This is a genomic window from Massilia brevitalea, from assembly GCF_030711405.1.
In the GTDB taxonomy this organism is placed as follows: Bacteria; Pseudomonadota; Gammaproteobacteria; order Burkholderiales; family Burkholderiaceae_D; genus Telluria; species Telluria brevitalea.
Genome location: NZ_JAULSI010000017.1, coordinates 20,514 through 32,087 on the forward strand (window position 1 = coordinate 20,514; position 11,574 = coordinate 32,087).

Consider the following 11,574-nt stretch of genomic DNA (forward strand, 5'->3'; position numbering starts at 1 on the left):
ACCCACTTTACTTAATAACAATTTCTTGTATACTTATAGTAAGTGGGAAAACTATCCCACAGTAACAATCCAAAACGCCCTTACTGCGCCTTTGCCGGCACGGGATCGGCTCACGCGCCATTCGGGAGAGACGCATCCATGTCGGAACTGTTGTTTGCAAGGCACTTGCGCGAAGGTGGCGTCGCGCCTGCTATTGTTACCGATACCGGCGTGCGCCTGAGCTACCTGCAACTGGCCGAGGCCGTCGAGGCACAGGCCGCGCGCCTGCCGGCGCCAGCACGCCTGGTCATCCTCGAAGCCGCCAACACCGTCGACTGCGTTGTCGCCTACCTCGCCTGCCTGCATGCGGGCTACCCGGTAGTGCTGGCCGAACCAGGCTCGACCGCCGCCGACCCGCGTACCAGCCTCACCTATGGCGCGGCGCTGGTCTATCGCGAAGGCGAACATGGCTGGGGCTTCGAAGCCTTGCCGGCGGCGCATGCGCCCGCGCTGCACCCTGAGCTGTGTATCCTGCTCTCGACCTCGGGCACGACCGGCAGCCCGAAGCTGGTGCGCCTGTCGCGCGCGAACATCGGGTCGAATGCCGCCGCCATCGCCGACTACCTCGGCATCGATGCGGGCGACCGCGCCATCACCAGCCTGCCGCTGTACTACTCCTACGGCATGTCGGTCCTGAATTCGCATCTGCACGCCGGCGCCACCATCCTGCTCACCGCGCGCTCGGTCGCCGACCCGCAGTTCTGGACCTTTTTCGAGGAAGAAGCGGCAACCAGCCTGTCCGGCGTGCCGTTTACCTTCGACCTGCTGGAGCGCATCGGCTTTCGCGGACAGCATTATCCGTCGCTGCGCTACCTGGCCCAGGCCGGCGGACGCCTGCCGGCCGAGCGCGTGCGCCTGTACGCGCAGTGGGCGGCGGCGGCGCGCAAGCAGGTGTTCGTCATGTACGGCCAGACCGAGGCCAGCCCGCGCATGGCCTATGTGCCGCCGGACCAGCTACTGGACAACATCGATGCCATCGGCATCCCGATCCCCGGCGGCAGCTTCGAGCTGATCGGCGAGGATGGTGAATTGGTGCTGGCCGCCGGCACCCCGGGCGAGTTGGTCTACCGCGGCCCGAACGTGATGATGGGCTATGCCGAATCGGCCGCCGACCTGGCGCTGGGCTGCGGCCCGGACGTCCTGCGTACCGGCGACCTGGCCTGCCGCAAGGAAAACGGCTGCTATGCCATCGTCGGGCGCAAGAGCCGCTTCTCGAAGATCGTCGGCCTGCGCATCAGCCTGGACGAAATCGAACGCTGGGTCCATGCGCGCGGCCTGCAGGGCATCGTCAGCGGCGACGACGCCCTGGTGGTGGTGGCGCTGACCGGCGCCGCCGATCCGGCCAATGTGAAGCAGGCGCTCAGGCAGGAGCTGGCGCAACGCTTCGGCCTGCCGCTGTCGGCGCTGGCCGTGCTGCACCTGGACGCGCTGCCGGTCCTTCCTTCGAACAAGTTCGATTACCGCGCCGTGTTGCGCCTGGGCCATGAAGCCGCGGCGCAGGCACAGGCCCAGCCAGGACAGCAGCGCCTGATCGATGCCTACCGTGAAATCCTCGGCAATCCCGACGTGCGTCCGCAGGACAGTTTCCTCGACCTGGGCGGCGATTCGATCAACCTGGTCGAGCTGTCACTGGCGCTGGAACAGTACCTGGGCGCGGTGCCGGACAACTGGGAAGCGCAGTCGATTGCCTCGCTCGAAGCGCTGAGGGACAAGCCGGTAGCGGCGCCGGGCGGCGCGGCCAACGACGCCGGCTGGCGTTCCAGCGGCCTGCTGCGCGCCGGCCTGGTGGCGCTGGCCCTGCTGGTGGGCGGCGAAGTCTTGCTGCAGGGGCGCGCCTACCTGAAGACCGGGCGCAGCGCGCTCGACCTGGCCACCGGCCAGAGCCGGGTGGCGATGAACGAGCACTACGGCGTCAAGACCTACCGCCCGAATTTGCGCGAGGTCTCGCAAAAAGAGGGCCGCGAATTCAGCACCAACTCGCTGGGCTTTCGCAGCGCCGAGATCACGCCCGAACCAGTCCCCGGCGAATTCCGGCTGGTCGTCGTCGGCGCTTCCACCGTCGCCGGCGCCTATGCCAAGACCAACGACAGCACCTTCCCGGCCCTGCTCGAGCGCCGCCTGCGCCAGGCCATGCCGGGCCGCACGGTGAACGTCATCAATGCCGGCGTCGAGGGCTACACCCTGCGCGAAATCGAGATCCTGGTCGAACGCGGCGTGATTCCGCTGCGCCCGACCGCGGTGCTGGTGTATGCCGGCTTCAACGACATGGCCTATATCTGCCGCAACAGCGCCGGCGTCTCGTCGCCGCTGCAGCCGCTGCCGGCGCCCTCGCTGCCAAGCTGGACCCTGAGCGGCACCATGATTTCCAAGAATACCGTGACGCTGCGCGATTCCCCGGCGCGCGCCGGCATCGTCGACCCCACCGACCGCATCCCCGACTCCTACCGCCAGGGGCTGGACAGCATCATCACCAAGCTCGAGGGCGCCGGCATCGCGCCGGTCCTGCTGACGGTGGCGCGCGGCTTCCGGCCTGAAGACGGCGCGGCCGGCCGCAAGCTGGCCACCAGCGCCCTGTACTACAACCATTGCCTCGACTACGACGGGCTGAACAAGGCCGGCAACCTGTTCAACGGGGTGATCGCCGACGTTGCCCGCAGCCGCAAGGTGCCGCTGGTCGACCTCGGCCAGGCCATGCCGGGCGGGCCCAAGTATTTCGTCGATGCCGCCCACTTCACTGCCGCCGGCGAGGAAGCGGCGTCCGGGCTGATCTACCAGGCGCTGATCAACGACACGCCACTGGTTCGCCCTGCCGGGGTCGTCGCCCAGAATCAAGCTCAACCTCAGGCACAAGCTCAGTTACAACCCGCCGCAGCACACTGAAACCGGAAACGAGACTTCACGCAATGGATATTACCGGCTTCGGCTACCTGGTCTTTCTCACGGCAGTGCTCGCCGTCCACCGCCTGCTGCGGGGGCGGCACGGCGCGCAAAAGCTGCTGCTGACGGCGGCCAGCTATTACTTTTATGCGAGCATCGACTGGCGCTTCTGCGGATTGCTGCTGGCCCTGACTGCCATCAACTACGTGGCCGGCAACGCCGTGGCCCACAACACCGACCGCGGCGCCCAGAAGCGCGCGATCACCGGCGCCGTCGTGCTCAGCCTGAGCCTGCTGGGCTATTTCAAGTACCTGAATTTCTTCGGGACCATGGTCAATTCCCTGTCCGACTGGCTCGGCATGGGCAGCCTGGTGCCCTTCGTGCAGATCCTGCTGCCGGTCGGCATCTCCTTCCTGACCTTCCAGGCGCTCACCTACCCGGTCGCGCTGTATGCCGGCCGCATCGAACGCCCCAGCAGCCTGCTCGATTTCTCGCTGTTCATGGCCTTCTTCCCGCGCCTGCTGTCGGGGCCCATCGTCACGGCCGAATACTTCCTGCCGCAACTGGCGACCCCGCGCGTGGCGACCCAGGCCCAGCAATTCGAAGGGCTGGCGCTGATCATGCGCGGCATCGTCAAGAAGGTACTGATCGCCGACACCCTGGGCGCCTGCCTGGTCGACCCCGCCTTTGCTCGGCCGGGCGACTTTTCCACCGGCTTCCTGTGGCTGGCCCTGTTCGGCTACAGCTTCCAGGTCTACCTCGACCTGAGCGGCTACACCGACATGGCGCGCGGCGCCGCGTCCCTGTTCGGCTACCGCCTGCCTGTGAACTTCAACCGGCCCTACCTGGCCACCAGCATCGCGAACTTCTGGCAGCGCTGGCACATCACCATGTCTTCGTTCTTCCGCAACTACCTGTACGAGCCGCTGTCGAAGTGGCACGTGGTGCCGACCTACGTGAACTTGCTGATCGTGTTCGTGGCGATTGGCCTGTGGCATGGCGCCGGCTGGAAGTTCGTGGTCTACGGCCTGCTGCACGGCTCGATGGTGGCGATCGGCCACCACCGCGACATGGCGCGCGCCCGGCGCGGCGCCCCGCTGGTCTACCGCGGCCGGCGCCTGGCGCTGCAGGTCGCCTTCATCTTCGTGGTGGTGGTGCTGACGCGCCTGCTGTTCCGCAGTACCGACCTGGACGCGGCCGGCGCCTACATGCTGCGCCTGGTGCAGCCGGCGGCCGGCCAGTTCCCGCTGTCGGTGGCCGGCTTCCTGGCCCTGGCCGCCGCCGCCGGCCTGCATTTCACGCCGGTACACTGGCGCGACCGCTTCATGGCCTATGTGACGGCGCAGCCGGCCTGGCTGTTCGGCGTCGGCCTGGTCGCTACCCTGTACATGGTGGCCGCCATGACGCGCGGCCAGAGCGGCTTCATTTATTTTCAGTTCTGATTCAGAAAACCAGCTTGGCGGCGACACCGGTCAGCGTGACCGCCAGCAGCGCGCGCAGGAAGCGTTCCGGCACCTTGCGCGCCAGCATCGAACCCAGGGTGATGCCCGGCAGCGAGCCGATTAGCAGGGTCAGCAGCAACATCCAGTCGATCGAACCCAGCCACCAGTGACCAAGCGCGGCAATCGCCGTCAGCGGCACGGCGTAGGCGATGTCGGTGCCGGCCACCTCGGCCGGGGTCAGCTTCGGATACAGCAGCACCAGCAGGGTCGCGCCGATGGCGCCGGCGCCGATCGAGGACACCGTCACCAGCACGCCGAGGATGGCGCCGGAGACCACAGTGGCCGTTGTCAGTGCCTTGCCCTGCAGCTGGCGTTCGGGATGGGCGCTCATCCAGGCGATCATGCGGCGCCGGAACAGCAATGCGACCACGGTCAGCATCACCGAACCGGCAATCGAGTAGCGAATCACCTGGCCGATATGGGCGTCGAGCGCGCCGAAATGGCGCAGCGCCAGCGTCGACACCAGGGCCGCCGGCAACGCACCCAGGCACAGGCGGCGCACGATGGTCCAGTCGACAGTGTTGTTGAAGCGGTGGGTGATGGTGCCGGCGCCCTTCGTGATCGAGGCAAAGGCCAGGTCGGTGCCCACGGCAACGGTGGGCGAGACGCCGAACAGCAGCGTGAGCAGCGGCGTCATCAGCGAACCGCCGCCAACGCCCGTCATGCCCACCAGCAGGCCAACCGCGAAGCCGGCGGTGATATAGGTGATTAACATGCATGGTCCCTAAGGTGAACCCAAGAGTAAGCGGGGTCAGCCGTGGGACAAACGACAGCTTCCTTATTTGCTTATGCGGAGGCTGTGTTTGGGGTGGGGATTTTGTAGGGTGGGCTCTTGAGCCCACGCGGTCTCATCGTTTGATACCACGCGGCGCAACCAGGACGCCAACGTACGCGACCCTACCGGGATGGGTTTCGACATATTGCCGTGGTACCGCGTGGGCACGAGTGCCCACCCTACGGGTTTCGACCGTTCAACGGCCGAGGATGCCGGCGAACTTACTTGTTCGGCTGCGGCGTCAAACGCAGATACGGCTTCGGCGACGTGAAGCCTTTCGGATATTTTTCAGCCAGCACGGCCGGATCCTGCACCGTCAGCGGAATGATCACGTCGTCGCCATCCTTCCAGTTGCCCGGCGTGGCGACCGTATAGCCGTCGGTCAGCTGCAGGGCGTCGATCACGCGCAGGACTTCGTCGAAGTTGCGGCCGGTGCTCATCGGGTAGGTGATGGTCAGGCGCACTTTTTTCTTCGGATCGATGACGAACAGCGAGCGCACGGTAGCCGTCGCCGATTGTTCCGGGTGGATCATGTCGTACAGCGTGGAGACCGACTTGTCGGCATCGGCGATGATCGGGAAGCCGACCACGGTCTGCTGGGTTTCCTCGATGTCCTTGATCCAGCTCTTGTGCTGTTCGGCAGCGTCGACCGACAGCGCGATCGCCTTGACGTTGCGCTTGTCGAATTCCGGCTTCAGCTTGGCGGTCAGGCCGAGTTCGGTGGTGCAGACCGGGGTGAAGTCGGCAGGGTGCGAGAACAGCACCACCCAGGAGTCGCCTGCCCATTCGTGGAAGCGGATGCGGCCGATGCTGGAATCTTGTTCAAAGTCAGGTGCGGTGTCGCCGAGGCGTAAGCTCATGTTCATCTCCGTGTCAGGACAGTGTTGAGGCGGCGCCACCATGACGCCGCCGAAAGACATCGTGCCTATTGTGGAGCATTTTATATAAGCTTGTCGAGTTATCACCCAAACCGGTTATAAAGAATCGTCGCCCAGGTGATCGCCGCCAATACAACCGTCAGGCCGACGGCCGCGCTGCCGAAGTCCTTGGCGTTCTTCGACAAAGGATGGCGCTCGAGGGAAATGCGGTCGACCACCGCCTCGAAGGCCGAGTTGATGAGTTCGACGATCAGCACCAGCAGCAGTACGCCGATCAGCACCAGCTTCTGGAAGCTCGACACCGGCAGCACGAAGGCGAAGACCACGCCCAGCACGAACACCAGCAATTCCTGGCGGAAGGCGTGCTCGCTGCGCCAGGCCGTGACCAGGCCCTGGATCGAATAATTGGAGGCGTTGATGATGCGCCGGAATCCGCTTTTGCTCTTGAACTCGCTGACTGGCTCTTCCATTTTATTTCCGTCATGACATGCAGAACTGTCATTATGCATTAGACGCCGGGCACTAGCGAATCGGTCGCCGTTTTTCGCATTATGGTATAAAGTAAAGCGATACTGCACTGCACCAACCACATCATGAAAATCGACACCCTTGAACCGGCCAAGACTTCGATCCAGGTGATTGAACGCATGGTCGCGCTGCTCGACGCCCTGGCCACCTATCCGGACCCCGTCAGTTTGAAGGAATTGTCCCGGGTTTCGGGCCTGCATCCGTCGACCGCGCACCGCATCCTGAACGACATGGTGGTCACACGCTTCGTCGACCGCGTCGAGCCCGGCACCTACCGCCTTGGCATGCGCCTGCTGGAACTGGGCAATGTGGTGAAGAGCCGGCTCTCGGTACGCGAGGCGGCGCTCGACTTCATGCGCGCCCTGCACAAGAAAACCCAGCAGACCGTGAATTTGTCGGTGCGCCAGGGCGACGAGATCGTCTACATCGACCGCGCGTTTTCCGAGCGCTCGGGCATGCAGGTGGTGCGCGCCATCGGCGGACGCGGTCCGCTGCACCTGACCTCCACCGGGAAACTTTTCCTGTCGGTGGACGAAGCGAAAGCCATCCGCGCCTATGCCACCCGCACCGGGCTGGCCGGCCACAACAAGAATTCGATCACGGATCTCAGCAAGCTCGAACGCGAGCTGGGCCTGGTGCGCGCGCGCGGCTATGCGCGCGACAACGAGGAGCTGGAACTGGGCGTGCGCTGCATGGCCGCCGGCATCTACGACGACGGCGGCAAGCTGGTGGCGGGCTTGTCGATCTCGGCCCCGGCCGACCGCCTGCAGGAAGACTGGCTCGACGACCTGGTGCAGACCGCCGGGCAGATTTCGTCCACACTCGGCTTCCGCCCCGCATCAGCAGCCTGAGCTTTGCACAGAGCTCCGATAAAAATTTCTTAACGCTTCTGCAGCACCGTCGCCGCCGACACCGTCGAGAACGAGGTCGGATTACCGGCTGCCGGCGCGGCGGCATGCACGGGCGGCACGATGCTGTCCGGCGTCAGCGCTTCCAGCCAGCGGCGCATGCGGCCGGCGTCGGCGGTACGCGACATCTTGCCCTTCGAATCCAGGAACACCATGATCACGTTGCGGCCCTGGATCATGGCCTGCATCACCAGGCAGCGCCCCGCTTCGTTGATGAAGCCGGTCTTTTGCAGGCCGATGTTCCAGTCCGGCAGCGCCACCAGGTAATTCGTGTTCGAGTAGCGCATCGGCCGGCCGCTCGCTTCCACCACCCAGTTCGGGTCGGTCGAATACTGGCGCAGCAGCGGCTTCTGGTGGGCAAAGGCCACCAGCTTGGCCAGGTCGCGCGCGCTCGACACGTTCTGGCTCGACAGGCCGCTGGAATCGACGTAGCGCGTATCGTTCATGCCCAGCTCTTTTGCCTTGGCATTCATCGCGGCGACAAAGGCCTGGGTGCCGCCCGGGTAGTTACGCCCCAGCGCGGCGGCGGCGCGGTTCTCGGAACTCATCAGGGCGATGTGCAGCAGGTTGTTGCGGGTCATGCGTGCGCCGACCGGCAGGCGCGAGCTGCTGTACTTCAGGCGGTCGACGTCGGCGGTGGTGACGGTCAGGGTTTCGTCCAGGCTCTGGCCGGCTTCGACCACGACCAGGCCGGTCATCAGCTTGGTGATCGAGGCGATCGGCAGCGCCACGTTGGCGTTCTTTTCGAACAGCACCTCGGAACTGTTCTGGTCGAGCACGAAGGCGACGTTCGAGCGCAGCGACAGCGGATCGTCGGTCTTGTGCAGGCCGGCGATATCGCCGGCGGTGCGCAGCGCAGCCACGGCCGGGGCCGCCTTGCGTACGCCCTGGTAAGTCACACGGCGCTTGCCGTTGACCACCTCGACGCGGCGCACCAGGCGCCCGCGCTTGTTCTCGGCCACCGCCACATCCTTGCGCGCGCGCTGGGACCTGGCCACCGCCTTTTTCTTTGCCGGTTTCTTGGCAGCCTGGCGCTTTTGCTTGGCCTGCCTGGCTTTCGACCCGGCTTGCGACCCGGCCTGCGCTCCTGCGCCCGCTCCCGCCGCGGAGACCGGCTCCACCATCAGGAACAGCGATACGAGCATCGCCAATGCAAGCTTGATCATTTCGACTTTACCTTTCAACCGCTGACCGGACTGCCCCCAGCAGTACGCTGCGTATTGCTGAGGTACGACTCAAGTGTAGCCTGCCCAGCCCGCGGCACAAGCAGAATTCACGTTTTCGTGACCATTTTGCCGCACTTCAACGCAAAACGGCGCACGCACACGTAACAAAAGCGCCTTTTGATTCAAGTATTTACACGAAATGTGTCATTCCAGGAAATGCACGAAGCCGGCCAGCGGCTCGCGTTCGGTGACCAGCGAGTTTTCAATCTTGCCAGGGTCGGCCCAGCCCAGCGCCATGCCGCAGACCACGGTTTCGTTGGCGGGCAATTGCAGCTGCTCGGCAATGATGCGGTGGTACTGGGTGAACGCGGCCTGCGGGCAGGTGTCGAGCCCGCGTCCGCGCGCCGCAACCATGATGTTCTGCAAGAACATGCCATAGTCGAGCCAGGAGCCCTGCTCCATCACGCGGTCGATGGTGAAGATCAGGCCGACCGGGGCGTCGAAGAAAGCAAAGTTGCGCGCATGCTGGGCCGCCATGCCGGCCTTGTTCTCGCGCGTCAGGCCGAGCAGGCTGTACAGGTCCCAGCCGACCTTGCGCCGGCGGTCGATAAAGGGAGACACCCACTCGCGCGGGTAATAGGCGTATTCCTCGGTATGCTGGCGCGATTGTTCCGGGTCCGTGTGCACGGCCAGGATGGCGTCGGACAAGTCCTGGCGCGCCTGGCCGGTCAGCACATACACCTTCCAGGGCTGGGTATTCGTGCCGGAGGGCGCGCGCGCCGCCACTTCCAGGATCCGTTCCAGGTCCTCGCGCGCGACCGGCTTGTCGAGGAAGGCGCGGATCGAACGGCGCGAGGTGATGGCGGCATCGACGGCTTCCTGCGCCGCTTTTTTTACTTCTGCTTGCTTGGGCTGGGACATCATGGTTTCTCCTTCTTGACGACGAATGCGACGCCGGCCACCGCCACCGCCATGCCTGCCAGCCCAAGTGGGCCGAGGGCCTCGCCGAACAGCAGCCAGGCCATGATGGCGGTGGTGGGCGGGGTCAGGTAGAGCAGGCTCGTGACTTCGGTGGCGGCGCTGCGGCTGATCAGGCGAAATAGCAGGAAGATGGCGCCGATCGACAGCGCGAATACCGACCACAGCAAGGCGCCGACGAACTGCGCGGTCCAGCTGACCGTCGACAGGGCCAGGTCGAAGTCTTCGAGCAGCAGCGCCAGCGGCAGCAGGGCCGCCACCGTGGCGCCGAACTGGATCACGGTGCCGGTGCGCAGATCGAACTGCGGACAAAACCGCTTCTGGTACATGGTGCCGGCCGTGATCGACAGCAAGGCCAGCACACAATACACGATCGGCAGGGCCGACAGATGGGCCATGTCCAGCTTGGCATATACGACCAGGGCCACGCCGGCCAGGCCCAGCGCCAGGCCCAGCCACTGGCGCGGACGCACCCGTTCGCCGATCAGCGGCGCGGCCACGGCGGTGAGGATGGGCTGCATGCCGACGATCAGGGCCGACAACCCGGCCGGCATGCCGATCTTGATCGCGCTCCAGACGCCGCCCAGGTAGCCCGCCTGCAGCAGCAGCCCGGCCACGGCCACGTGCGCGATGCGCCCCGTGGGCCAGGGCGCGCGCCAGATCAGTACGATGGGCACCAGCACCAGCAATACGCCCAGGCAGCGCAGGATCAGGAAAGTGAGCGGCGGCGCGAACGGCAAGCCGTATTTGGCGACGATGAAACCGGTGCTCCACAAGACCACGAAAAACAGCGGCAACGGCGCCAGCCAGCGCTGGGCTTGGGGCGGAGCGCCCGGATTGGCGGTAGTCTCGTGCATGGGAAGCGCCGCAAATGGCTGGATGGCATGAATGGCAAGTCTAGCATGAGTGCCTGTGCATGTTTGCATGACGGCAAAAATGCAGCACGCATGGAAAGGGATGGCAGAGCCATACCTTTTCTTGTTGAGAAGTATTTCATTCGATGCAAGGACACAACAAACCCGACCATGATGGTGCGTCGCACCAAAAACGCTTGACCTGATCGCCAAAGTGAGGAAAACTTCGCTCTGTTGCGGTGCACAATCATTCAGATGCACCGGCCAGCTTTCTGCGTCACCGGTCCAGTAGCATTCCTAGCAGCATTCTTAAGCAGCATTCAATCCTATAACGTCTTGTTTGGAGAACCCCATGTTTGCAATCCCAGAGCAGTTCTCGAATGCCACCAAAGCAAACCTCGAATCGCAATTCGCCCTGCTGTCGTCGCTGACTTCGAAAACCTTCGAAAGCATGGAGAAGCTGGTTGAACTGAACATCAACACGGCACGCGCCACCCTGTCGGACAGCTCGAGCGCCGCCCGCCAGCTGCTGTCGGCCAAGGACCCGCAGGAATTCTTCCAGCTGTCCGCCGCCCAGGCCCAGCCGAGCGCCGAAAAGGCCCTGACCTACAGCCGCCAGCTGGCCTCGATCGCCAGCGGCACCGGCGCCGAGTTCTCGAAAGCCGCCGAAGGCCAGATCGTCGAAGCCAACCGCAAGGTCATCGCCCTGGTCGACGAAGTGAGCAAGAACGCCCCTGCCGGTTCGGAAACCTTCGTCGCCGCCGTCAAGACCGCGATCAGCAACGCCAACGCCGGCTACGAGCAGTTCAGCAAGACCACCAAGCAAGCCGTGGAAGCGATCGAAAGCAACATGAACGCCGCCATCTCGCAGTACTCGAACGTGGCCGCCAAGGCGCCAGCCGCCGCTGCCAACACCGCAGCCGCTGCCGCAGCGTAAGCATCAGGCCGCAGTAAAAAGCGGGGCCGGTTCGACGATGTCGACCGGCCCCGTTCTTGTTTACCGTCGATCTACCGTACCGTGGCCAAGGTTGTTGGCGTGTCCCGTACGGTGGGCACCTGTGCCCACGCG

General features: G+C 64.7%; 10 protein-coding genes. 4 read left to right on the plus strand and 6 right to left on the minus strand.

From position 1 onward, the window contains the following. The first annotated feature begins 138 nt into the window (after nucleotides 1–138). Together QWL29_RS12490 and QWL29_RS12495 are read left to right on the plus strand one after the other, a co-directional pair. Nucleotides 139–2,919, plus strand: a complete 2,781-nt coding sequence (locus tag QWL29_RS12490) for an AMP-binding protein (RefSeq protein ID WP_305823218.1) — start codon at nucleotides 139–141, stop codon at nucleotides 2,917–2,919. 23 nt (nucleotides 2,920–2,942) lie between these two features. Continuing rightward, nucleotides 2,943–4,358: an MBOAT family O-acyltransferase gene (locus tag QWL29_RS12495; RefSeq protein WP_305823219.1), complete on the plus strand. Its 1,416-nt coding sequence runs from the start codon at nucleotides 2,943–2,945 to the stop codon at nucleotides 4,356–4,358. 1 nt (nucleotide 4,359) lies between these two features. Here the strand turns inward: QWL29_RS12495 and QWL29_RS12500 are convergent, their stop codons facing one another. The 3 genes from QWL29_RS12500 to QWL29_RS12510 all read right to left on the minus strand — a co-directional run bounded on the left by QWL29_RS12500 (nucleotide 4,360) and on the right by QWL29_RS12510 (nucleotide 6,541). Continuing rightward, complete coding sequence (locus QWL29_RS12500) at nucleotides 4,360–5,133, minus strand: sulfite exporter TauE/SafE family protein (protein WP_305823220.1); 774 nt, start codon at nucleotides 5,131–5,133, stop codon at nucleotides 4,360–4,362. Nucleotides 5,134–5,414: 281 nt separating this feature from the next. Next, the gene (locus QWL29_RS12505; RefSeq protein WP_305823221.1) at nucleotides 5,415–6,053 is read right to left on the minus strand and encodes a peroxiredoxin; all 639 of its coding nucleotides are present in this window, start codon (nucleotides 6,051–6,053) and stop codon (nucleotides 5,415–5,417) included. Nucleotides 6,054–6,154: 101 nt separating this feature from the next. Continuing rightward, complete coding sequence (locus QWL29_RS12510) at nucleotides 6,155–6,541, minus strand: diacylglycerol kinase (protein WP_305823222.1); 387 nt, start codon at nucleotides 6,539–6,541, stop codon at nucleotides 6,155–6,157. Between the two features lie 123 nt (nucleotides 6,542–6,664). On the opposite strand from QWL29_RS12510, the gene QWL29_RS12515 reads away from it, so the two are divergent. After that, entirely contained in the window at nucleotides 6,665–7,450 is a 786-nt protein-coding gene (locus tag QWL29_RS12515) for an IclR family transcriptional regulator (protein WP_305823223.1), read from the plus strand. 29 nt (nucleotides 7,451–7,479) lie between these two features. On the opposite strand, the gene pbpG is transcribed toward QWL29_RS12515, so the two are convergent. The 3 genes from pbpG to QWL29_RS12530 form a co-directional block, all read right to left on the minus strand. After that, nucleotides 7,480–8,673 carry a D-alanyl-D-alanine endopeptidase gene (gene pbpG, locus QWL29_RS12520; protein ID WP_305823224.1) on the minus strand — a complete coding sequence of 398 codons (1,194 nt, stop codon included), beginning with the start codon at nucleotides 8,671–8,673 and terminating at the stop codon, nucleotides 7,480–7,482. Nucleotides 8,674–8,877: 204 nt separating this feature from the next. Beyond that, on the minus strand, nucleotides 8,878–9,597 hold the full coding sequence (locus tag QWL29_RS12525) for a nitroreductase (RefSeq protein WP_305823225.1): 720 nt from the start codon (nucleotides 9,595–9,597) through the stop codon (nucleotides 8,878–8,880). Further along, entirely contained in the window at nucleotides 9,594–10,508 is a 915-nt protein-coding gene (locus QWL29_RS12530; protein WP_305823226.1) for a DMT family transporter, read from the minus strand. Before QWL29_RS12530 ends, QWL29_RS12525 begins: the two co-directional genes overlap by 4 nt. 349 nt (nucleotides 10,509–10,857) lie before the next feature. Here QWL29_RS12530 and phaP point away from each other — a divergent pair, with 349 nt between their 5' ends. Further along, a complete protein-coding gene (phaP, locus tag QWL29_RS12535; protein ID WP_305823227.1) occupies nucleotides 10,858–11,442 on the plus strand; it encodes a TIGR01841 family phasin in 585 nt (194 codons plus the stop codon). Nucleotides 11,443–11,574 lie beyond the last annotated feature (132 nt).

What these genes read in the sequence shown, in the direction of transcription:
- QWL29_RS12530 (WP_305823226.1), bottom strand. Translation starts at nt 10,508, where the DNA reads ATGCACGAGACTACCGCCAATCCGGGCGCTCCGCCCCAAGCCCAGCGC.
- QWL29_RS12500 (WP_305823220.1), bottom strand. Translation starts at nt 5,133, where the DNA reads ATGTTAATCACCTATATCACCGCCGGCTTCGCGGTTGGCCTGCTGGTG.
- QWL29_RS12525 (WP_305823225.1), bottom strand. Translation starts at nt 9,597, where the DNA reads ATGATGTCCCAGCCCAAGCAAGCAGAAGTAAAAAAAGCGGCGCAGGAA.
- QWL29_RS12505 (WP_305823221.1), bottom strand. Translation starts at nt 6,053, where the DNA reads ATGAGCTTACGCCTCGGCGACACCGCACCTGACTTTGAACAAGATTCC.
- QWL29_RS12515 (WP_305823223.1), top strand. Translation starts at nt 6,665, where the DNA reads ATGAAAATCGACACCCTTGAACCGGCCAAGACTTCGATCCAGGTGATT.
- QWL29_RS12490 (WP_305823218.1), top strand. Translation starts at nt 139, where the DNA reads ATGTCGGAACTGTTGTTTGCAAGGCACTTGCGCGAAGGTGGCGTCGCG.
- pbpG (WP_305823224.1), bottom strand. Translation starts at nt 8,673, where the DNA reads ATGATCAAGCTTGCATTGGCGATGCTCGTATCGCTGTTCCTGATGGTG.
- phaP (WP_305823227.1), top strand. Translation starts at nt 10,858, where the DNA reads ATGTTTGCAATCCCAGAGCAGTTCTCGAATGCCACCAAAGCAAACCTC.
- QWL29_RS12510 (WP_305823222.1), bottom strand. Translation starts at nt 6,541, where the DNA reads ATGGAAGAGCCAGTCAGCGAGTTCAAGAGCAAAAGCGGATTCCGGCGC.
- QWL29_RS12495 (WP_305823219.1), top strand. Translation starts at nt 2,943, where the DNA reads ATGGATATTACCGGCTTCGGCTACCTGGTCTTTCTCACGGCAGTGCTC.